The sequence below is a fragment of the Sphingomonas sp. GC_Shp_5 genome, from assembly GCF_026540855.1.
In the GTDB taxonomy this organism is placed as follows: domain Bacteria; phylum Pseudomonadota; class Alphaproteobacteria; order Sphingomonadales; family Sphingomonadaceae; genus Sphingomonas.
On record NZ_JALNUP010000028.1, the window covers coordinates 1 to 21677 of the forward strand.

At 67.4% G+C, this 21677-nt stretch carries 24 protein-coding genes; 17 read left to right on the forward strand and 7 right to left on the reverse strand.

The features are described from left to right. Positions 1-215, reverse strand: a 215-nt coding sequence (locus OXR60_RS17290) for a hypothetical protein (RefSeq protein ID WP_267397205.1), incomplete at its 3' end; no start/stop codon positions are given. 292 nt (positions 216-507) lie between these two features. Between OXR60_RS17290 and OXR60_RS20050 the strand changes: the two genes are divergently transcribed. The 11 genes from OXR60_RS20050 to fliS are packed head-to-tail and all read left to right on the forward strand — an operon-like array spanning position 508 to position 8983. Next, the gene (locus OXR60_RS20050; protein WP_267397206.1) at positions 508-1731 is read left to right on the forward strand and encodes a flagellar hook-length control protein FliK; all 1224 of its coding nucleotides are present in this window, start codon (positions 508-510) and stop codon (positions 1729-1731) included. A gap of 34 nt (positions 1732-1765) precedes the next feature. Further along, positions 1766-2380, forward strand: coding sequence for a flagellar basal body-associated FliL family protein (locus OXR60_RS17300; protein ID WP_267397207.1), 615 nt, complete (start codon positions 1766-1768; stop codon positions 2378-2380). 3 nt (positions 2381-2383) lie between these two features. Continuing rightward, positions 2384-3316 (forward strand): flagellar motor switch protein FliM, encoded by a 933-nt coding sequence (locus tag OXR60_RS17305; protein WP_267397208.1) that lies wholly within the window; start codon positions 2384-2386, stop codon positions 3314-3316. Continuing rightward, complete coding sequence (fliN, locus tag OXR60_RS17310) at positions 3313-3615, forward strand: flagellar motor switch protein FliN (protein WP_267397209.1); 303 nt, start codon at positions 3313-3315, stop codon at positions 3613-3615. The genes OXR60_RS17305 and fliN overlap by 4 nt, the downstream gene beginning before the upstream one ends. A gap of 7 nt (positions 3616-3622) precedes the next feature. Further along, positions 3623-3970: a flagellar biosynthetic protein FliO gene (locus OXR60_RS17315; protein ID WP_267397210.1), complete on the forward strand. Its 348-nt coding sequence runs from the start codon at positions 3623-3625 to the stop codon at positions 3968-3970. Beyond that, a complete protein-coding gene (fliP, locus tag OXR60_RS17320) occupies positions 3967-4857 on the forward strand; it encodes a flagellar type III secretion system pore protein FliP (protein ID WP_267397211.1) in 891 nt (296 codons plus the stop codon). Before OXR60_RS17315 ends, fliP begins: the two co-directional genes overlap by 4 nt. A 13-nt stretch (positions 4858-4870) precedes the next feature. After that, positions 4871-5140 carry a flagellar biosynthesis protein FliQ gene (fliQ, locus tag OXR60_RS17325; protein WP_267397212.1) on the forward strand — a complete coding sequence of 90 codons (270 nt, stop codon included), beginning with the start codon at positions 4871-4873 and terminating at the stop codon, positions 5138-5140. Between the two features lie 5 nt (positions 5141-5145). After that, positions 5146-5916 (forward strand): flagellar biosynthetic protein FliR, encoded by a 771-nt coding sequence (gene fliR, locus OXR60_RS17330; RefSeq protein ID WP_267397213.1) that lies wholly within the window; start codon positions 5146-5148, stop codon positions 5914-5916. Beyond that, on the forward strand, positions 5916-7043 hold the full coding sequence (locus OXR60_RS17335; RefSeq protein WP_267397214.1) for a flagellar type III secretion system protein FlhB: 1128 nt from the start codon (positions 5916-5918) through the stop codon (positions 7041-7043). The genes fliR and OXR60_RS17335 overlap by 1 nt, the downstream gene beginning before the upstream one ends. A gap of 51 nt (positions 7044-7094) precedes the next feature. Beyond that, positions 7095-8585, forward strand: coding sequence for a flagellar filament capping protein FliD (gene fliD, locus OXR60_RS17340; protein WP_267397215.1), 1491 nt, complete (start codon positions 7095-7097; stop codon positions 8583-8585). Beyond that, on the forward strand, positions 8585-8983 hold the full coding sequence (gene fliS / locus OXR60_RS17345) for a flagellar export chaperone FliS (RefSeq protein WP_267397216.1): 399 nt from the start codon (positions 8585-8587) through the stop codon (positions 8981-8983). Before fliD ends, fliS begins: the two co-directional genes overlap by 1 nt. Positions 8984-9007: 24 nt before the next feature. Here fliS and OXR60_RS17350 read toward each other — a convergent pair whose 3' ends face one another. From OXR60_RS17350 to argH, 5 genes are read right to left on the reverse strand one after another with little or no spacing between them, the layout of a single operon-like run. After that, a complete protein-coding gene (locus tag OXR60_RS17350) occupies positions 9008-9961 on the reverse strand; it encodes a zinc transporter ZntB (RefSeq protein WP_267397217.1) in 954 nt (317 codons plus the stop codon). Continuing rightward, positions 9958-10719, reverse strand: a complete 762-nt coding sequence (locus OXR60_RS17355; protein ID WP_267397218.1) for an NAD(P)-dependent oxidoreductase — start codon at positions 10717-10719, stop codon at positions 9958-9960. The genes OXR60_RS17350 and OXR60_RS17355 overlap by 4 nt, the downstream gene beginning before the upstream one ends. Beyond that, positions 10716-11978, reverse strand: coding sequence for a diaminopimelate decarboxylase (gene lysA / locus OXR60_RS17360; RefSeq protein ID WP_267397219.1), 1263 nt, complete (start codon positions 11976-11978; stop codon positions 10716-10718). Before lysA ends, OXR60_RS17355 begins: the two co-directional genes overlap by 4 nt. Beyond that, on the reverse strand, positions 11978-12214 hold the full coding sequence (locus OXR60_RS17365) for a hypothetical protein (RefSeq protein ID WP_267397220.1): 237 nt from the start codon (positions 12212-12214) through the stop codon (positions 11978-11980). The genes lysA and OXR60_RS17365 overlap by 1 nt, the downstream gene beginning before the upstream one ends. Further along, positions 12211-13578, reverse strand: a complete 1368-nt coding sequence (gene argH, locus OXR60_RS17370; protein ID WP_267397221.1) for an argininosuccinate lyase — start codon at positions 13576-13578, stop codon at positions 12211-12213. Before argH ends, OXR60_RS17365 begins: the two co-directional genes overlap by 4 nt. A 16-nt stretch (positions 13579-13594) precedes the next feature. Here argH and OXR60_RS17375 point away from each other — a divergent pair, with 16 nt between their 5' ends. Both OXR60_RS17375 and OXR60_RS17380 read left to right on the forward strand, forming a co-directional pair. Next, a complete protein-coding gene (locus OXR60_RS17375; RefSeq protein ID WP_267397222.1) occupies positions 13595-14203 on the forward strand; it encodes a TlpA disulfide reductase family protein in 609 nt (202 codons plus the stop codon). Between the two features lie 40 nt (positions 14204-14243). Further along, the gene (locus OXR60_RS17380) at positions 14244-15371 is read left to right on the forward strand and encodes an NADH:flavin oxidoreductase/NADH oxidase (RefSeq protein ID WP_267397223.1); all 1128 of its coding nucleotides are present in this window, start codon (positions 14244-14246) and stop codon (positions 15369-15371) included. Positions 15372-15434: 63 nt separating this feature from the next. Here the strand turns inward: OXR60_RS17380 and OXR60_RS17385 are convergent, their stop codons facing one another. After that, positions 15435-16025 carry an NAD(P)H-dependent oxidoreductase gene (locus OXR60_RS17385; protein WP_267397225.1) on the reverse strand — a complete coding sequence of 197 codons (591 nt, stop codon included), beginning with the start codon at positions 16023-16025 and terminating at the stop codon, positions 15435-15437. A gap of 89 nt (positions 16026-16114) precedes the next feature. Between OXR60_RS17385 and OXR60_RS17390 the strand changes: the two genes are divergently transcribed. From OXR60_RS17390 to OXR60_RS17405, 4 genes are all read left to right on the forward strand, one after another. Next, positions 16115-16534, forward strand: a complete 420-nt coding sequence (locus tag OXR60_RS17390; RefSeq protein ID WP_267397226.1) for a helix-turn-helix domain-containing protein — start codon at positions 16115-16117, stop codon at positions 16532-16534. 722 nt (positions 16535-17256) lie between these two features. Further along, a complete protein-coding gene (locus tag OXR60_RS17395; protein WP_267397227.1) occupies positions 17257-17499 on the forward strand; it encodes a hypothetical protein in 243 nt (80 codons plus the stop codon). Then, the gene (locus OXR60_RS17400; protein ID WP_267397229.1) at positions 17496-20552 is read left to right on the forward strand and encodes a phage/plasmid primase, P4 family; all 3057 of its coding nucleotides are present in this window, start codon (positions 17496-17498) and stop codon (positions 20550-20552) included. The genes OXR60_RS17395 and OXR60_RS17400 overlap by 4 nt, the downstream gene beginning before the upstream one ends. 706 nt (positions 20553-21258) lie before the next feature. Then, positions 21259-21624 (forward strand): hypothetical protein, encoded by a 366-nt coding sequence (locus OXR60_RS17405; RefSeq protein WP_267397231.1) that lies wholly within the window; start codon positions 21259-21261, stop codon positions 21622-21624. Positions 21625-21677 lie beyond the last annotated feature (53 nt).

The following is a 21677-nucleotide window of genomic DNA, read 5'->3' on the forward strand; positions in this document are numbered from 1 at the left end:
GCGTCGCCCGCACCGGCGAGCACGGCCGCCGACCCGTCGGTAGCCGGCGTCACCGTGTCACCGTCCTTCGGCGCCGCAACGCCGGAAGCCATCGTGACGGCGCCGATCCCGCTTCCTGCCGCGGCGCTCCCGCCCACCACGCCACCCGGCGACGCCCCGGCCGCCCGAACCGTGACGGTCGCGGCGATCCGTACCGGCAGCTCGACTCTGGCCATGGCCGCCGCCGCCCCCTCGCCGGTCCGATCGGAGCCGCCCGCGTCGACGGTCACACCCGCCGACCTGACTGACCCGGCAGCGCCACGCGCGCCACGCACGACCGCAGCTGAGGCCGAGCCGTCAGATCCCACCGGCGCGCGTTCGCCGGCCCAGGCAATTGTCACGGCGGCAGCGTTGCCCGCCGAGGACGGCAACGGGGCGATCGCGGCGGCCAGGCTCGCGTCTGCCGGCCAGCCTCGGGCAAGCCAGGCGCAGATCGTTAAGCCTTCGCTTGTGCCGAGCGGGTCGCCGGTGGCTGCTGCGCGTGACGCGACGCCATCACCCGCAGCGGATATTCAGCCCGCCGTCACGACGGCAACGGCCTCCCCGATCCAATCGGTCGGTCGCGATACGCCGGTCGAGGCAGCGATCGTCACACCCGCGCCCCGCGACCTGCCGCCGATCCGCGGCAATCGCCGCACGACCGCCGCCACGGTCGCTGTTGCCGCCGCCGTGCCGAATGCCGTCGCGGCAGCCGATCTCGCCCAGGCCGTGTCACCCACGCCCGTAGCCAGCCCTGTGCCATCGGTGGGCGTGAGCCTGTCACCCGGAGCAGACACCCCGGTGGCCGGCCCCAAGGCCGATCGCCCGTCGCTGGTTGCCGCCGCCGCGGCACTGCCGACCGCTACCGCCAGCTCGGCTCCGCGCGCGACGACGGTCGCCAATGTGGCACTAGATTCCGTACCCGTGGCCGCTGCTGCGGCGCCCGTCCCTGTCGCGGGTGGCGTGCAGCTGCCGGCAGACCCGCTAGCCGCGGTGGCCGCACCGGCGTCCACCGCCACGCCCGTTGCCGGCGATCAGCCACGCTCAAGCTTTATCCGCGATGTCTCCGCCACGGCCGCGCCGTCGGTAGCGCTGGCGCCGCAGCTGCCACCGGCACCGCAGCCCGTCGCAGGGACCACCGCGCCCGCGCTCCAGGTGTTCGGCGCCGCGATGCATGCCGCCGTTGCCGCGGACGAGCGCCGGCGCGACACCCCGGGCGATGCCACCGCAACGCTCGCCGCGGCGGTCACCGACGTGCGCCAGGCGGTGCCCGCCACCGCCGACGCGCAGCAGGCGCCGCTCGACATGCGCCAGGAGCGCTGGCCGCACACGATGATCGATCATATCGAGCGGCTGCGCGACGCCGCCGATGCGGTCGACACCAGCATCCGCCTGATCCCCGATGCGCTCGGCACCATCGACGTGTCGGTGAAGAAGGACGGCGACACCGTCCACGTCCATTTCGCCGCCGAACAGGCCGCCACCCGCGCCATGCTCCAGGAGGCGCAGCCGCGGCTCGCCCAGGCGGCCGAGGAGCGCGGGCTGCGCCTCGGCCAGACCGCGGTGGATGCCGGCGCGTTCGGCCATCAGCCCGGCCAGGGCCAGCCGCAGCGCCAAGCGGCCGGCCAGCCCGCCACCGCGCCCGCCCGCGCCGCCGTCACCCCTGCCAACGATACCGAGGCCGATGCCGCCGACACTGGCCGCATCGCCTGATCCCCACCCACAGATCGACCCAAAGGACTGAACCATGAGCGACAAGCCAGACGACGCGCCCAAGAAGAAGAAGGGCGGCCTCAAGAAGATGCTGATCATGGGCGTTGCGCTGCTCGTCCTCGTCGGCGGCGGCGTCGGTGCCGGGGTCTATGCCTCGAGCGCCGGGCTGATTGGTGGCGGCCATGGCGCCGCCGCGGCCGAGGAGCACGGCCCCAAGCTGGTGCCCAAGGCCGAGCAGAAGCGCGCCGCGGCCGGCGGCGAGGGTGGCGAAGGCGGCCATGGCGCCACGACGAGCGGCAAATCGGTGCCGAGCGGCAGCGGCGGCGATCAATATGCCTCCAACTATTTCGCGATGGACCCGCAATTCACCTCCAATCTCCAGGATTCGGTGCACGTCATCCAGGTCGGCATCGCCGTGTCGACGCCCTACGACGACACCGTGATCGAGAACCTCAAGACCAACGACATCGCGGTCCGCTCGGCGGTGCTGATGGCGCTCGGCGACACGCCGGAGGAGCAGGTCTTCACTTCGGCCGGCAAGCAGCAGCTGCAGGGTCGGCTGGCAAAATCGATCAACGCCGTTCTTCAACAAAAAGAGGGCTTCGGCGGGATTAGTAACGTCTACTTTACCAATTTTGTTGTTCAGTGAGTCATGGTTAACGCAGCAGCAGACACCGAACGACGGACGCGTGATCGCACCCCAGCCGCCCATGCGAGCGGGCTGGGTGCGACGCAGCTCAACCCGTTCGGCGATCTTCACACGCTGCAGCATCTGTCGGCGCGGCTTGCGCGCAGCCTGCGCGGTGTGTTCGAGCCGCTGCTCCGCCAGGAAGTGCGCGCCTGGGCCGAACCGCTCTCGGTCCAGCGCTTCGCCGATTACCGCGCCGAGCGTTCGGAGGCGCTGACCGCCTGGCTGCCGATGATCATGTCGCCGCAGGGCGCGACCGGCCTGTGCGTGCTCGACGGCCATTTCGTGTTTGAGCTGCTCGACCTGTTCTTCGGCGGTACCGGCTCGGTGCCGCCGGTGTTGCCGCCCGAGTTTTCGCCTGCGGCCGAGGCGCTGGTCACCCGGATCGGCGCCAGCATCGCCGGGCCGCTCGGCACCGCCTGGGAGCCGCTCGCCAAGATCGATTTCACGCCGACCCGGGTGGAAGTGAATCCGGCAATGCTCGCGACCGATGCCGATGATGCGATGATCGTCACCCGCTTCGGCATCGCCGCGGGCGAGCATGCCCCGGTGTTCATCGACCTGCTCTACCCGGTCACCGCGCTCAAGCCGCACGCGCCGACGCTCACCGGCAAGGTGCTCGACAAGGCCGAGGCCAATCCGGCGTGGCGCACCGCGCTGACCCGCGCGGCGATGAACGTGCGCTTCCCGATCCGCTCGGTGCTCGCCGAGCCGGTAGTGCCGCTGTCGCTGCTGATGAACCTCAAGGCCGGCGATGTCATCCCGATCAGCTTCGGCCCCGACGTGCCGGTGATGGTCGGCGGCGATTGCCTCGGCAAGGGCACCGTCGGCACCTCCAACGGCCACGCCGCCGTGCGCCTCACTTCCATCGCGATTCCCGAAGGACAAGATTCATGAACGACATGGCCGGTGGATTTCCGGTCGACTCCGCACTGGCCGCCAATTTCCGGCTGCTGCAGGATGTCGACGTCAAGCTGACGGTGGAGATCGGTTCCACCCAGCTCACCTTGCGCGAGCTGCTCGCGCTCGGTGAATCGAGCGTGATCGAGCTCGATCGCCAGGCCAACGAACTGCTCGACGTGTTCGTCAACGGCACGCTGATCGGCCGAGGCGAGGTGGTCACGGTCGGCGATCGCTTCGGCGTGCGCATGACCGAGCTGGTCTCGCCCGACAAGTCCGTCGCGGCGCGCGGCTGAACCCTCGATGCTTTGGTCGTACATCCTCAAGCTCGTCATCCTGCTGCCGCTGGTCTGCGGTCTGATGATCGGCTGTCTCTACCTCTGGCGACGGCTCGAAACCCGGATGCCGGGCAAGCCCTCGTCGCGGCTGATCAACATCCGCGAAACGATGATGATCTCGCCGGGCCTGCGCCTCGCGGTGCTCGATTTCGAGGGCAAGCGGCTGCTCGTATCGGTCGGCCGCGGCGGTGTGACGCTGGTCGACAAGGTCGATGGCGGCGCCGATATCGCGCCGACGCCCGAACCGCGCGGCGACGCGCCGGTCCGCAAGCCGTTCGAGCTGCCCAAGTTCGATCTGGGGCGCGGCCGGTGAGCGTCACCATCACCCGCCGCGGCACCGGTCCCGCGCTGATCCAGCAACGCACCGCCGCGCCGCGCTCGCGCAACCTCAAGTGGCTGTGGGTCGCGCTGGCGCTGATCCTCGCGATCGTGGTGGCGATGCCCGCCTTTGCGCAAGCCGCGCCCGCCGCCGCGCCGGCCCCCGGCGTCGGCGACGCGGTGGACCGCGCGCTCGGCCAGCTCTCGGCGCAGGGTGGCGCCGGTGCCGGTGCGGGCGTCGGCCAGTCGGCGCCGCTGTCGCTGAGCCTCCAGGTCCTGATCATCATGGGCCTGCTGACGATCCTGCCGGGCATCCTGCTGATGATGACCAGCTTTACCCGGATCGTGATCGTGCTCGCGGTGCTCCGCCAGGCGCTCGGCCTCCAGCAGACCCCGCCCAACCAGGTGCTGATCGGGCTGGCGCTGTTCCTGTCGCTGTTCGTGATGGCGCCGACCATCAGCCAGATGAACACCCAGGCGATCCAGCCTTATGCCGCCGGCCAGATCGCCGGCACCCAGATGATCCAGGCCGCCGGCGCGCCGCTGCATGATTTCATGACCAAGCAGACCCGGATCAAGGACGTCACGCTGTTTGCGCAAATGGCCAAGTCGGGCCCCTACGCCAGCCCCAAGGACATTCCCTTCGCGGTGCTGCTGCCGGCGTTCGTCACCTCCGAGCTCAAGACCGCGTTCCAGATCGGCTTCCTGATCTTCCTGCCGTTCATCGTCGTCGATCTCGTCGTCGCCACCGTGCTGATGGCGCTCGGCATGGCGATGCTGTCGCCGACGATCATCTCGCTGCCGTTCAAGCTGCTGCTGTTCGTGCTCGTCGACGGCTGGGCGCTGACCATGGGCAGCCTCGCCAACAGCTTCGCGACCTGAGGACCTGATACCGATGGACGCCGATTATTTCCTCACCGTCGCCAACCAGACGATGTGGGTGCTGGCGCTGGCGACGGCACCGATCCTGATCCCGGCGCTGCTCGCGGGGCTGATCCTGGGCATGATCCAGGCCGCAACCTCGATCAACGAGCAGACGCTGTCGTTCGTCCCCAAGCTGCTGGTGGTCGCGGTATCAATCATGATCTTCGGCAGCCTGATCCTCGGGCTGCTCAGCGACTTCACCATCGGCATGTTCGAGCGCATCCCGGATCTGGTGAAGTAGGGTCGATGCTCGGCTTCGGCCTCGCCATCGAGGGCCAGTTGTGGACCCTCATCTACGTGATGATCCGCATCGGCGCGGCATTCGTGATCGCGCCGGTGTTCGGCGCCGTCGCCATCCCGCTGCCGGTGCGCGTCTCGCTCGCCGGCGCGATCGGCATCCTCGTGCTCAGCGTCCATCCGGTCGTGCCGCCGGCACAGATCTTCACGGTCGTCACCATCCTGTCGATCGCTGCGGAGGCGCTGACCGGCATGGCGATCGGCTTCATCCTGCAGATCGCCTTCGCCGCGCCGATGATTGCCGCCGAAATGATCGGCGGCTCGATGGGGATCGGCTTCGCCTCGTCGGTTGACCCGCAAAATGGTCATTCCAGCCCCGCGCTCGGCCAGTTCTTTTCGGTGATGATCACGCTGCTGTTCCTCTCGGTGAACGGCCATCTGGTGCTCGTCGAGATGCTGGTGAAAAGCTATGACGTGATGCCGCCCGGCTCCTGGCTCGCGGTGCCGCGGTTGCGCGAGATCGCCTTCTTCGGCGGCTACATGTTCCTCGCCGGGCTGCTGCTGGCGCTGCCGGTCGGCTTCCTGTTGCTCTGCCTCAACCTCATCGTCGGCATGCTCAGCCGCGCTGCGCCGTCGCTCAACCTGTTCGCGGTCGGCATGCCCGCCAGCCTCGCGGTCGGCGTGATCGCGATGGCGGTCGCCTTCCCGGCGATGGGCGATTACATGCTGGTGATCATCCGCGAGGGCCTCGCCGCCACCGAATCGCTGGTACTCGGCTGATGAGCGACGAGGGCGGCGAAAAAACCGAAGCACCAACCCAGAAGCGCAAGCAAAAGGCCGCCGATGACGGCAATGTGCTGCGCTCCAAGGACTTCGCCACCGCCCTTGTCGTCCTTGCCGGCGTCGCCTGGTTCATGCTCTTCGGCCCATCGCTGGTGTCGGCGTGCAAGGCGCTGATGGCGGCGAGCTTCCAGTTCGATCGCGGTGACGTCGAGGATTTCTCGCCGTGGCGCGCCATGTCCGAAGCCGGCTACAAGCTGGTGCCCTCGCTGGTCAGCCTGCTCGCGATCAGCCTGATCGCCACGATCGTCAGCTCGGCAGGCTTGGGCTCGCTGCGCTTCAACGGCAGCCTGCTCGCGCCCAAGGCGAGCCGGATCAACCCTGCCTCCGGGCTCAAGCGGATCATCGGCGCGCACGGCTGGATCGAACTTGGCAAGTCGCTGCTCAAGGTGGTGCTGCTCGGCGTGATCGGCGGCTACATGCTATGGAAGTCAAGCCGCACCACGCTAGGCCTGTCGTCATCCAATCTCGGCGATGCGGTAGGCGCGCTCGGCGACACCTTCATGTCGGTGATGATCGCGATGAGCCTCGGCCTGGTTGCCATCGCGCTGTTCGACGTGCCGGTGCAGATCCTCCAGCTGTTTCGCAAGCTCAGGATGAGCAAGCAGGAAATCCGCGATGAGCATAAGGAGAGTGAAGGCTCGCCCGAGGCAAAGGGCCAGCAGCGCGCAGCGATGCGCGCCATGGCCACCCGCGGCTTCCGCAAAGCGGTCACCGAGGCGCATGTGGTGCTTACCAACCCGACCCATTTCGCGGTGGCGCTGCGCTACGAGCGCGGGATCGATCAGGTGCCGGTGGTGGTCGCCAAAGGCCGCGGCGCGACCGCGCTCGCGATCCGCGATCTCGCCGGCGAACACCGGGTGCCGATCCTCGAATATCCGATGCTGGCACGCGCGATTTACTACACCAGCAAGGAAAATCAGGAGGTCCGCGACGACCTCTACACCGCGATCGCGACCGTGCTCGCCTTCGTCTTCAACCTCAACGCCCAGGCCGGCGGCAGCCCGCCGCCGATCGACGTGCCGCAGGGCGCACGCTTCGACGAGAATGGCGTAGAAATTCGTTAAAGATTCCTCGGCTGCGGCCGTTATCCCCTGTGAAGCGCGCGGAGTTCGACGATGACCACAACCACCAGCACGACGAGCACCACTACCGCGAGCGCCGCCAGCGTGACTGCTGCGGCCGCCCAGTCGCTGCTGACCTCGCTCAACACCGGTTCGGGCGTGGATACCGCCTCGCTGGTTACCTCGCTGGTCCAGGCGCAGTTCGCCGCAAAGACCGCGGCGATCGCCGCCAAGAACACCACGCTCACTGCGCAGATTTCCGGCGTCAGCACGCTCAAGAGCACGATCAGCGGCTTTTCCACCGCGCTCAGCACGCTGATCAGCGGCGGCACGCTGACCACCCAGCCCAAGAGCTCGAACACCGCCGTGCTGACCGCAACCGCGCTGTCGGGTGCCAAGATCGGCGATCTGTCATCCAGCATCACCGTCAATGCCCTGGCGAGCGCGCAGAGCGCACGCAGCGCCACGGCGGTGGCGAGCCGGTCCACGGTGCTCGGCTCGGGGAGCTTCACGCTGCAGCTCGGCACCGGCACGTATAGCGGCACGACGCTGACCGGGATCGATCCCGCCACCGCGACGTCGGTGCCGATCACCGTCACCGATGGCAGCCTCGACGACGTCGCCGCGGCCATCAACGGCGCCAAGGCCGGCGTGACGGCGAGCGTCATCACCGATGCTAGTGGCGCCGCCTATCTGTCGCTCAAAGGTCCCACCGGCGCCGCCAAGGCCTTCACCCTCACCGCCGACGCAGGCTCGGATGCGGCCATGTCGCAATTCACCGTCGGCGGCTCCGCCGCTGGATCAATGACGATGACCGGCACCGCGCAGGATGCGTCGCTCACCGTCGACGGCGTGACGGTAACGCGCAGCAGCAACTCGATCAGCGATCTCGTTGCGGGCGTAAAGCTCGACCTCACCGGCACCTCGACGACCGCCGTGGCGCTGACCTCGACCCGGCCGACCGCATCGCTGATCCAGAGCGCCAGTGACTTCACCGAAACCTACAATCAGGTGCTGGCCACGGTCACAGGGCTGACCAATGCCGCCACCGGCGATCTGAAATCCGACTCCGCCGCCAAGACGCTGCTGCACTCGATGCAGACGCTGACGACCAAACAGCTCACCACCAGCACCACGCCGGGCGCGCCGACCACGCTCGCTCAAATCGGCATTGGCACCAATCGCGACGGTACGCTGACGGTGAACTCGGCCACGCTCGCCGACATGCTCACCAAGTTTCCGGACGAGGTGGAAGCGATGTTCGCCAGCGCCACCGACAACACCGGTGGCCTCAGCGCACAGCTGACGGCGATCTCCACCGCCGCGTCCAACACCACGTATGGGCTCGGTGCCTCGACGACCCGCTACACCAAGGCGCAGTCGGATTTGACCAGCGAGCAGGACAAGATCACCACCCAGTCCGATGCCATGACCACCCGGCTCACCCAGCAGTTCTCGACCATGAACTCGAAGGTAGCCGCTTATAAATCCACGCAGACCTTCCTGGAAAACCAGATCAAGGCCTGGAACTCGAGCGACGATTGATGGCTTACGCGTCTGCTCTCCTGCGCGATCCGTTCGCTACCTATCGCCAGATCGACATTGCCGGTCGCACAGGCGAGGCCAAGGGTCCGGCCCTCGTCCAGCTGCTGTACGAGGAGCTCGTCGCCGCGCTTCGCGCCGCCGCATGGGCGGTCGAGAACAACCAGCAGCGGGGTAAGAGCGAGCGTATCACCCGCGCCACCGCCATCCTGTTCGCGCTTGAAGCCGGGCTCGACTTCGAGCGCGGTGGTGAGGTGTCATACACGCTGGCGCGCTTCTACGGTGGCATCCGCCGGACGATCGTCGATGCCTCAATCGGCATCGACCCCCGACCATTCCGCGAGGCGGCAAACAGCCTCAGCGAGATCGCCGAGGCGTGGCGAACGGCGAGCAAGGCCTGAGCCACGGCACGGCACTGCGCCGCGCTAGCGCTGGAACCAGTGGCGCTGAACGAAATAGATGACCACGCCGGCCGCGATCACCGCGCACACGCCCATGATCGCGTCGAACGCCCAGGGCTCGTGCGCATAAGGCAGATTGTCGACGTTCATCCCGTATAGCCCGGTGATGAAGGTGAGCGGCAGGAACACCATCGCCACGATCGAGATGATCAGCGAGCGGTTGTCGAGCTGCTCGCCGCGCAAGTCGGTGAGCGCATCGTGCATCAGCGACGAGCGCTCGCGGATTGATTCCAGCTCTTCGGCCATCCGCGCCGCGCGATCGGCCGCGGCATTGAGGTGCAGCCGGTCGTCATCGTGGAGCCAGTCGCAAGGCAAGGTGGCGAGCTTTTCCAGCGCGGCACGCTGCGGGGTGAGGAAGCGGCGCAGGCCGATCGCCGACACCCGCACCCGGCTGACGTGGCGCCGCAGCTCGAACACGCGCGAGGCATCGAGCTGCTCCTCGCAATCGTCTAGCGTGTCGCCAAGATCGGCGACCTCGGGGTCGAGGTCTGTGGTGATTGCGGTGGCGAAGGCGGCGATCAGATCGCCGGGATCGACGATGCGGCCGGTCTGCACCACCTTCTCCACCTCATCCACCGCGATCAGCGGCCGCCGCGTCACCGAGAACACCCGGCCGCCGATCGCCCAGATCCGCACCGAGGCGAGCGGATCGCCCGAGCTCATCTCCTCGCTCGATCGGCCACGCAGGTTGAGCAGCGCGCCCTCGCCGAACGCCTCGCAGCGCGGCCGCGTCTCGGTCGCGGTCAACGCATCGACAACATAGTCGGGCAGCTTGGCGTCGTCGCGCAGCCAGGCCTGGGCGCGGGCCTCGTTGGTCGACAGATGCGCCCAGATCAGATCGGCCGGGGCACCCAGCGCAGCCTTGATCTCGATCCGCTCTGCCTTGCCGCCCGAAACCCGATAGCCGAAACCGCTCATGTCATCTCCACGTCGACGGTGAGCCCATCCTCCAGCGCAACGGGCGGGGTGGCGCTTGCGATCCGCGGGGCATCGGCGCGGGCGCGATCCAGGATAGCGCCGGGCACGTCGACGCGGTGACACACCCGATCGGCATTGGCGAGCGCACGGGCCTGCCGAAGGGTGAGATCGTCGGGATCGGCGGACGTCAGCCGAAGCGTCACCAGCCGGGCGCCGAGGGCCGTACCGTCGAACGTCAATGCAAGCGGCAGCGCCGCTGCGTCCACCGCGAGCAGATCGAGCGGGCCGCCGGGCGCCAACGCCGCCGCGATCGCTTGGCGCCGCTCGCCCATCTGCGGATAGCGCGTGCGGAGCGTTGGGCGAGCGGCATGGAGGCGTTCCGCCAGCAAGCCGAGCGCCGGCGGCAAGATCGTCTCGAGCCGCTGGCGCAGCGCCGCGGCAAGCCCTGCCGACACTCCGCCGGTGCCGATCGCGATCAGCACGGGATGGCGATCGACGATCGCCGGCAGGGTGAAGTCGCACAGCTCGGCACGATCGACCGCGTTGACCAGGATGCCGCGCGCGCGCAGCCGCTCGACGATCGGCGCCGGATCGTCCACCGCGACGATCGCCAGCGCTGCCGCAGCCTCCTCGCCGACGATCACCGCACCGGCACGCTCGAGCAGGCGCCGCTTGGCATCGGCGGGCTCGCCATCGCCGATCAGGATCACCGGGCGGCCCGCCAGCCGCACGAACAGCGGCAGGCTGTTAAGGCTCACCGGTGCAGCCACTCCGGCACCCGCTCGGCGGCGAGGATGGTCTCGGGCTGGATGCGATCGGCGACCACGGCGAAGCGGTCGCCGTCCACCAGCACCTCGGGCACCAGCGCGCGGCTGTTGTAGGTCGAGGCCATGGTCGCGCCATAGGCACCTGCGGTGCGGAACACGCCGAGGTCGCCGCTCTTCACCACGTCGATCTCGCGGTTCATCGCGAAGGTGTCGCCGCTCTCGCACACCGGGCCGGCGATGTTGGCGGTCATCGTCTCGCCGGTCGGCTGCACCGCGACGAAGTCGTGGAAGGCGTCGTATAGCGCCGGCCGGGCGAGGTCGTTCATGGCGGCATCGACGATGACATAGGGGTTGGTCACACCCGGCTTCACCCAGATCACCTCGGTGAGCAGCAGCCCGGCGTTGCCGGCGATGACGCGCCCGGGCTCGAACATCAGCTCGACATCCCAGCCCCTAGTCGCACGCTCGACCATCGCGCCGTAATCGGCGGGGGTCGGCAGCACGTCATCGGGCTTGTAGGGCACGCCGAGGCCGCCGCCGAGATCGACGCGGCTGACCGTGTGCCCGGCGGCGCGCAGCTCGGCGACCAGCTCGCCGACGCGCGCATAGGCCTCTTCCAATCGCGACAGATCACTGAGCTGGCTGCCGATGTGGATGGCAACGCCGCGCAGATCGAGGCCGTCGAGCGGCGCCAGCCGATCGAACATCCCGCGGGCCTGATCGATCGGCACGCCGAACTTGTTCTCGCGCCGCCCGGTGGAGATCTTGGCGTGGGTGCCGGCGTCGACATCCGGGTTGACCCGCAGCACCGCCGGCGCCCTCAGGCCCTTGGCCGCGGCGAGCTGGGCGAGGACGACGCCCTCTTCCTCCAGCTCGAGGTTGAATTGGCCGATCCCGACCTCCAGCCCGCGGGTAAGCTCGGCGCGGGTCTTGCCGACGCCCGAGAAGACGATGTCGGCCGCGGGGATGCCAGCCGCCAGCGCGCGCGCCATCTCGCCGCCGGAGACGACATCGGCGCCATAGCCCTCATCGGCCAGCACGCGCAGTACCGCGACATTGGGGTTGGCCTTGATCGCATAAGCGAGGTGGACGCGGTCGAGCCCGGCAAGCCCTTCGCGAAACACCTGGGCGTGGCGGCGGAAGGTGGCGGTGGAATAGACGTAGACGGGGGTGCCGACCGCCTCGGCGATGGCGGTCAGCGGCACGTCCTCGCAGTGGAGGATGCCGTCGCGGTAGGTGAAATGATCCATCAGCTTGGCGGCAGATCGAATTCGTCGCTGCGCCGCTCGTCCGAGGCTGTAAGCAGCTCGTCGCTGCGCTGCGGCCGCTGCTGGGTGGTCGGGGTCAGCAATTGCTTGGGCGTCGGCGTCGCCAGCGCGCCATAAGGCGCGACGGGGAGCGAATGGGACGGGCGCGGCTGCAACGGCTTGGCGGCGCCGCATCCGGCGAGCGCCAGCGCCAGGGCCATGGGGATCAACCTCTTCATCGCAACTCCTCGCGCGCCGCGGCGATCGCGGCACGGACATTGGCCGGCGCGGTGCCGCCGAAGCTGGTACGGCTCGCCACCGACGCATCCACCGAGAGCACGTCATAGACGCGCGCGTCGATCCGCGCATCGATTCCCGTCAACTCGTCGATCGGCAATTGATCGAGCGCGACGCCGAGCTCCTCGGCGCGCTTCACCGCGCGGCCGGTGACGTGATGCGCCTCGCGGAATGGCAGCCCCGCCTCGCGCACCAGCCAGTCGGCAAGATCGGTCGCGGTGGCGAAGCCCGCTTCGGCGAGTGCGCGCATCCGGTCGGTGCGGAAGGTCGCGCTCTCGACCATCCCGGTCATGGCCGCGATCGACAGGCCGAGCAGGTCGTGCGCCTCGAACACCGGCGGCTTGTCGTCCTGCATGTCCTTCGAATAGGCGAGCGGCAGGCCCTTCATGGTGATCATCAGGCTGACCAGCGCTCCGGTGATCCGCCCGGCATGGCCGCGCACCAGCTCGGCCGCATCGGGATTGCGCTTCTGTGGCATGATCGAGCTGCCGGTGGACCATTGATCACTGAGCGCGACGAAACCGAACGGCTGGCTCGCCCAGATCACGAACTCCTCGGCCAGGCGGCTGAGATGCAGGCTGCACTGCGCCGCAGCGGTGAGATATTCGATCGCGAAATCACGGTCGGACACCGAATCGAGGCTGTTGCGCGTCGGCCCATCAAAGCCGAGCGCCTTGGCGGTGGCCTCGCGATCGAGCGGGAAGCCGGTGCCGGCCAGCGCCGCCGCGCCGAGCGGGCAGCGGTTCATCCGCGCCCGAGCGTCGGCAAAGCGCGACACGTCGCGCGCGGCCATCTCGACATAGGCCATCAGATGATGGCCGAGCGTCACCGGCTGCGCCGATTGCAGATGGGTGAAGCCGGGCATCACGCTGGCGGCATGCTCCTCGGCGCGCGCCAGTAGCGCGAGCTGGAAACCGTTGAGCGCCGCGAGCACCTGGTCGATCGCGTCGCGCACCCACAGCCGGAAGTCGGTCGCGACCTGGTCGTTGCGCGAGCGCGCCGTGTGCAGCCGGCCGGCAACCGGGCCGATCGCGTCGGCGAGCTTGGCCTCGCTGAGCATGTGGATGTCTTCGAGCGCGAGATCCTCGGGCACGCCATGAGCGGCATAGTCCGCCGCGACCAGATCGAGCCCTGCGTCAATCGCCGCGGCATCCTCCGCGGAGACGATCCCCTGCTGGCCGAGCATCGCGACATGCGCCTTGGAACCCGCGATGTCCTGGCGCCACATCCGCTTGTCGAACGGGATCGACGCATTTATCTCGCGCATCACCGCCGCCGGGCCTTCGGCAAACCGCCCGCCCCACATCGAATTGGATCCGCCTATGGCCCCGTCATTTCCTGCGCGCGTCGCGATCGTCTGTCTCCTGGCCCTCGCCGCTGCCGGCTGCGATAGGCAAAGCCCGCCCGCCGGGCAAGCCAACGTCGCGTCGCCCGATGAGGCCGCCGCCAACGTCGCGTCGCCCGACGAAGCCGGCGCCGCTGCCGCACCGACGGCGATGGTCGGCCTCGATCGCAGCCACAAGGGCCGCCCCGCGCCAACGGTGAGCTTCGCCGGGCCGGACGGCAAGCCGGTGACGCTGGCGGCGTTCAAGGGCAAGCCGGTGCTCGTCAACCTGTGGGCGACCTGGTGCGGGCCGTGCATCGCCGAACTGCCGACGCTCCAAAAGCTTGCCGCATCGAACGCGGTCCGCGTCGTCGCGATCAGCCAGGACACGCAGGATCCCGCCAAGGTCCCGGCCTTCCTCAAGGCGCATGGCGCACCGACGATCGCGCCCTATGTCGACAGCAAGATGGCGCTCAGCCTCGCCTATCAGGCCAATCTGCCGACCACGATTCTGTTCGACAGTGCCGGCAAGGAAGTGTGGCGGTGGAACGGCGGCAACGACTGGTCTGGCGCGCCGGCCGCGGCGCTGATCGCCGAAGCGTCCTGATCGGCGGTGCCCGATGCGCTCGGCGCGCGTTCAACCCGCGATGTGCGCGCCTCGCGCCAGACGGAGACTATTCGTGAGCACACTCTTCCAGCCGATCGACGTCGGTCAACTTCACCTAGACAACCGCATCGTCATTGCGCCGATGTGCCAATATTCGGCCGAGCAGGGCTGCATGACCGATTGGCACCTGATCCACCTCGGCCAATTGGCACTGTCGGGCGCCGGGCTGCTGACGATCGAGGCGACCGCGGTGGTGCCCGAGGGCCGGATCACCTATGGTGACGTCGGCCTGTGGGACGATGCCACCGAAGCGGCGATGGCGCGCGTGCTCGCGGGGATCCGCCGCTGGTCGCGGATGCCGATCGCGATCCAGCTCAGCCATGCCGGGCGCAAGGCCTCCACTGAGGTGCCATGGCAAGGCGGTGCCCAGATCGCGCCGGACGCCGCCAACGGCTGGCGGACCGAGGCGCCTTCGGCGCTGCCGTTCGCGGACGGCCAAGCTGCTCCGACGGCGCTCGATCGCGCCGGGCTCGATCGGATCCGCGACGCATTCACCGACGCCGCCCGGCGTGCCGCGCGGCTCGGGATCGATGCGGTGCAGCTCCACGGCGCCCATGGCTATCTGCTCCACCAGTTCCTCTCGCCGCTCGCCAATCAGCGCACCGACGAATACGGCGGCTCGCTCGAGAACCGGATGCGCTTCCCGCTCGAGGTGTTCGACGCCGTCCGCGCCGCCTTCCCGGCAGACCACCCGGTGACGATGCGCGTCTCGGGCACCGACTGGGTCGAGGGCGGGTGGGAAGTCGAACAGACCATCGCCTTTGCGCAAGCGCTCGAGGCGCGCGGCTGTGTGGCGATCCACGTCTCGAGCGGCGGCCTCCATCCCGACCAGCAGATTCCGGTCGGCCCGAGCTATCAGGTGCCACTCGCCCGCCAGGTTAAGCAGAGCGTATCAATTCCGGTAGTCGCCGTTGGCCTGATCACCGAGTTCGAACAGGCCGAAGCGATCGTCGCCACCGGCGACGCCGACATGATCGCGCTTGCCCGCACCATCCTCTACGATCCCCGTTGGCCCTGGCATGCCGCCGCTGCGCTCGGCGCGCAGGTCAAGGCGCCCGACCAGTACCTCCGCTCGCAGCCGCGGCAGTTCAAGCATCTGTTCGGCTGAACCCCGGCAGCGGCATCGCCGCGGCGCGGAGGGCGCCCGCGGCGATGCCGGTCGATCAGGCGTTCAGGCGTCCACGGCCGCAGGCACCGGGGCGGTCGGCGCCAGCTCACGAGCCCGGCCGATCGCGCCGTCGATCGAGGCACGCCGCGCGTCATCGCCGCGGCCGAGTCCTTCGGCGATGATCACCTCGACATCGGCGCCGACGAAGCCGAACACCGAGCGCAGCAGCGTCTCGCCATGCTCATAGGCCGCATAAGGCGCACCCTCTCCATAGAAATTGCCGCGGGCGAGGGCGATGATCACGCGCTTGCCGGCGGCAAGACCGATTGGACCGTTCTCGCCATAGGAGAAGGTCTTGCCGCGCACGGCGATGCGATCGATCCAGGCCTTGAGTTGGCTGGGAATAGAGAAATTGTAGAAGCCGGCGCCGATCACGACAATATCCGCGTCGAGGAACTGCTGCACATCCGCGCCTGCCCCCAGCGCGAGATAGGTGTCGAGCGTCAGGTGCGGCAACGGCTCGGCAGCAAGGTCGCGGTAGATCACCTCAAGGCCTTCATGCGTATCGCGCAGGCGCTCGACGACGGCGGCAGAGATTACCCGGCTCGCCGAGCCGTCGCCCGTGATGCTGGAATCGAGATGCAGAAGCTTCACTGATGATCTCCGGTCTGGAATTGTGACCAGGGTGAGTTATGTGACCGACGGCGCTCCGCCAAGAACGCATCTGTGTAGGACTAGGTCACATGGTTATGCCCGCCTCGCCCGGCGTCAGCACGCAATGCCGCAGGATGAGCAGCGTGCTCACCATCGTCGGTGACAAATGGACGGTGATGCTGGTGATGGTGCTGACCGAGCGGCCGCGTCGGTTCAACGATCTCAAGCGGACAATCGGCGGCATCTCGCAGCAGATGCTCACGCGCACGCTGAAGGCGCTCGAGCGCGACGGCATGGTCAGCCGAACGGTGCATCCGACGGTGCCGCCCCAGGTCGAATATGCGCTGACGGCGCTTGGCCATTCGCTTGCGGAACCGCTGCGGGCGCTCGGCATCTGGGCCGGCGCGCATCTCGAGGTGATCGACGGCAATCGCCTCCGCTACGACATCGGCGGACGTGTCGATTCGAATGACGTTCCTCGCAATGCGGCTGTCGCCCCGGCGAGATGACGCGTTCGCGTCTCGCCGACGGGAGAAGTGGTTCCGCTGCGATTGGCGGATGTCGGCGAGTGTCGCCGCCAACGCCGTCCGCCAGTATGCGAAGAAGCCTGGCCGCGCCGGATGATACGCACCGAGCGCGGCCAGGAGGAAACCCGCTGGTCAACAAACCTACAGGGGACGGCGCTGGCCATGGTCAAAGGAGCGCGCCCATGGATCAGACGGAGCGAGCACCGCGAAGCCTTGGCCATCAGGCAAATCGGGGTTGACGCCCCTGACGGCTACACCGCCATGAAGATGCTGGACTAACCGACCGCCAGCGGCTGATAGCACGAGGACACTCGTCAACTGAGATGCCGCATGGCCACGCATGCGCGTGGCGCCGCCATGACGAGGCTGGCCCGGAACCGATCCGGCGCCGGCGGACCGCCGGTCATCTTGAAGGATGGAAACCTGGATGCCCCGTGAGGGCTGGACATGCCAAACAAAAACAATCGCTTGCGCTGTCAAACCCATCTTCAACCGCGCAACGTCTCCCGAGGGGCGCGCATAACACGCTGGCTAACCATCTGCCGGCAGTTGCGCTCTGCAATCGGAGCAACGCCAAGTGCGCCGGCATGGACGCGGTGCCGATGGAACGCGCTCTCGCTCGCGCTTTCACGAAGATGTCGGGAAACTGCCCCGTTGGGCCAGAGAAGCAGCGGGGGCGCGGGTGGTACACACCGTGCAGGACAGTGCAGCGCCTTCGCCGGCGTGATAATGAGACCGGCCCCCGCTACGCCATCTGGACCTTCTTCAGCAGTCGCCGGGTCGATCTGCGGTTTCCGCCGGTTGGTTGCGACACCTTCGCGGTTGCCCAGCGCATGGCGTTCGATCGCCTTGAACAGGCTGGTGGCGCCCAGGTCCTGACGGGCCGCCGCGGTGGCTTCGATCTTGCCCGAGCGGGCGACGTCGTCGGCTTGGACGACATCGCATGATTGCGGTCATCGGCTTGGTCGAAGCGGCACTGCGATATGCTTTGCGCGGATGGCCGGTGTTTCCGTGCGATCCCACGACCAAGCGCCCCTTCTTGCCCATGGATAAGGACAAGGACGGTAAGCCGATCAGGGGAACCGGGGGCGTCAAAAAGGCGTCAACCGATCCCGATCAGATCAGGGCGTGGTGGAGCAAGTGGCCGAAGGCGATGATCGGTGTCGCCGTAGGCGCTGCCGGTCTTCTCGTCGTCGACTTCGATCCTCGTACCGACGACATCATGGACGAAGCGACCGGTGAGATTATTAGTCAGGACGTCTGGACGCTCGATAGGCTGAAGGCCAAGCTGACCGAAGCGACGGGATGTGAGCTACCGCCGACGCTGATCAGTGTCACGCGATCGGGCGGTGAGCATCATTGGTTCAAGATGCCCGCCGGCATGAACATCGGCAACGTCGGCAGCCTGCCCAAGCACATCGACGTGCGAGGTGCAGGTGGATACGTCATCGTTGCCCCAAGCCATTTTGCTGGAAACGCTGAGGACAAGCCGGGCGACTATCGCTGGCTGACCGACGACAATGCGTCGCGCATGGCGGAGCTGCCGGCCGCGCTGCTCGAGCTGATGCTACGCCCTGTTGGCAAAGAGATCGCGGCGGCCCCCGCGCTGCCGCAGAACACGCGCCGGTTCGCCGTTGACGTGGACGAAGCACACCGCCGCTACGCCATGAACGCGCTTGACCGGGAGGTCAGCGAACTCGCGGCAACGCCGAAAGGCGGCGGACGATTTGGTGGCCGAAATCAGGGGGCGTATCATGCCGCCTTCAGCCTAGGGCAGTTCGTCGGCGCGGGCGCGCTGAGCGAAACCATCGTGCGCCAGTCACTGCTGGAGGTGGTGCGCAGCTTTGATGCTGCTGCATACCAGGCGCACGCAGGCGCCATCGAAAACGGCATTGAGAATGGGCGCGCCAAGCCTCGCGATCTGACCGTGATCAGCACCAGCCGCCGCCAGTCGGGCCGTTCGTCTGCTCCCGGTGAGCGACGGCCGTCCGTCCCACTTTCGGCCTGGGCCGACCGTTCGGCCGATGACCGCCGCAACGGCGGCCGATCTGACGATCAACCCTCCCACGATGGGAACATTAGCGTCGTCTCTGCTCTGGCAGGGGCAGAGCGTGACCGCCATCTCAGCATTGCCGCCGCATGGTTCCGCCGTGCTGTAGAGGCTCTCGACGGAACGGCAGATGCCGCAACCGCGCTGGCATTCGGAGCGGGTAGGCGCAGCGTCGCAGGCCTCTTGGATGACGCGGCTGTGGCCGAAGCACTAGCTAAGGCCGCGAAGAACCTCCCGGCCGGGACGGCGGTGGCGATCGAGCAGGCAACGTCTGCCGGCTGGGAACGCGGCTTCGACTTCAGCTCCATTCTGCTGACACTCCGCTGCGCGCGATATGCCCTCACGGACTTTGGGATCGCCGAGCGATTCCGCGAACGCTACGGCGACGATTACCGCTTCACGACGGCCAAGGGTTGGCTTGGCTGGGATGGCAAGCGGTGGAAGGAACTCGACCAGGACGAGAAGACGCCGCCCGCAGAGGTGATCGCAGCTGTATTCAACACGGTGCGACTCATTCAGCGCGAGGCGAAGCTCGTCGCGGATACGGGAGCCAACAACGCGCTTGATGGCGACGGTAAAGCCATCGTTCCGGGAGCTGGCGACGCTCACGGGTTGGACAGCTGGCTGCCAAAGGGAAACACGTTCCAGCTGTTCTCCGACGTCATCCGGGCATTCGGCCGCAAGTCGGAGACGACAGGCAAGCCGGCCGCGGTCGCGCTGCTCGCCCGCCAGTGGCTGACGGTGCCCATCGAGCAGTTCGACCTCGACCCTCTGGCGATCGGGGTGCTCAACGGCACATTGCGCTTTACGAACGGTAGGCGCGATGACGGTAGTCGGTGGGCGACCGTCGAGCTGTCGGAGCACCGTCGCGAAGACTACAACACAAAGCTCGCTCCAGTCGAATATGACGAGCAGGCCTCAGCGCCGCTGTATGACGCCATGCTTGCATGGGCGCAGCCCGACAATACCGTTCGGCGCTACCTGCATCAGGTGGGCGGCTATGGTGCAACCGGCCTGACCGGCGAACACAAGCTCTGGTACAACTACGGGCGAGGCCGGAACGGCAAGTCGACGACGATCGACGCTTGGTGCCACGTCTTAGGTGACTACTCCGGAACAACGCTGATCGAGACCTTCCTCGATCAAGGGATCAAGAAGCGCGGCGATCAGGCGTCGCCCGATCTCGCCCGCCTCGGCGGTGTACGAATGCTCCGCGCATCGGAGCCGGATCGCGACGCCAAGCTCAACGCCGCCTTGGTCAAGTTCGCCACTGGCGGCGAACCGGTCCCGACGCGCGCGCTGCATCGCGGCTTCTTCGAGCTTGTCCCCCGATTCAAGCTCATCATGAGCGGCAACAGCAAGCCCGGCATCCCCGATACAGATGACGGGATCTGGAGCCGCATGAAGCTGGTCTCATGGCTCAAGAACATCGATCTTGAATTCAACGAGGACGGCACGCCGAAGAAGGATCCGGAACTCCTCGACAAGATCAAGCGCCATGAGGCGTCCGGCGTGTTCCTGCGCCTGGTGCAGGGCCTCCTCGACTATCTCCGACATGGGCTGATCGAACCGTCATCTGTGACGGCCGACACGCAGGCCTACCGCGATGCCAGTGATCCGCTTGCCCGCTTCCTGCGTGAATGCGTCGTCCCGGACGACAAGGCGAGCGTCCAGTCCTCGATCCTGCATGGCGTGTTCGTGGCTTGGGCTCGCGCTGCCGGCGAACGCGAATGGACCAACAAAGGCTTCTCCAGCGCCATGACGGAGAAGGGCTACCGCAAGCACAAGTCTAATGGGATGCACTGGCTGGAGCTGCGTCTGACCCGCGCCGCGTCCGACTTCGTCAACGATGATGGCTCTGTGCGCGTCCTCCACGACAGCGCGTCGGGCAGCCCTCGCGCGCCTCCGCCGCGGCCCGACCCGGACGACTGGCCGGATGACATACCCTGAGCCTCCCAAGCTGGGATGGCCGTGGGAAGATTGTGGGAAGCAGAAACGGCGGTTTTCTGCGGGATTGGGAGGGTTGGAAGGGTTTCGACGATGTTCCGTACAACATGCATGCGCGCACATGCGCGCATGTGCGCGACAAAACATACGACAACCCTTCCAACCCTCCCAATCCTCCCATGAAAAGAGAATAAGCCATTGGGATATAATGATATGACCAGATTTGATGGTGGGAGGATCGAGGCTTTCGGTGGGAGGGTCGCGGGAGGATCATTGGTAGCGCGCCCCTCATTGGCCATGCTGTGTCTCGCCGCATGTGATGAACTGCTGCGCAAAAATGCGCAGCAGTTGCACGGCGCCGAGAGGCGGGATGTTTGCTTCCAATTTTGGACAGCAGTCTCAACTCATCCGCGATCCCCACCCCCCCCCGGGGGGGGGTACATTCTGGTGAGGAGGCCTTCGCCCTAGACCCCATAGGTTCTCACTCAGGGATTTTTTCTACGTCCGGCGGTTTTTCCGGTGAGGACCGTGGCGCAGGATGGCCGTCAAAGGTCGCTACGCCCTTTGAGGCTTCGCAAGCCGCCTCTGGCAGCATCGCTGCCCAGCGGCCGGCCACATCAAACCACACTGCTGCCGCCGCCTGAAGGTATGTTGTTCCCTTCAAGGCGACTAGAGCTGCCATTTATTTCCCGCGCCTCGGAAGCGCTCGATGAACGTCGGGACCTTTGCCAATCTCGGGCGGGTCGATGGCATGCCGAGTGTGCCTTCGATCGCACGGTTCATTGCCGCGCGCCCCGACTTCCCAGTGATCCAACATGGTCGATACGGCAAGCCGTTCGCCCTCGACGCGGCTGCCGCCATCATCCGCAAGCACTGGCGCGACGGCCGACACGAGCGCCGGCTTCGTCGCCTCGCAGCTGCGGAGGGAGACGGCGTATGGCGAGCAGCAACCCTTGCCGGGGCTGTTTCCGCGCGACGAACAGGCGCGGTCGTCCGAATGATCAGCGCCGTCCGCCTCGAAGCGCCTGGTGTTCGCCCGACTGTCGGCGACCTGCGCGCGCAAGGGGCACGCTGATCGCAACTGGCGATGCCTCCGCGGTCAACGTGGCCGTCGCGATCGGGCAATCC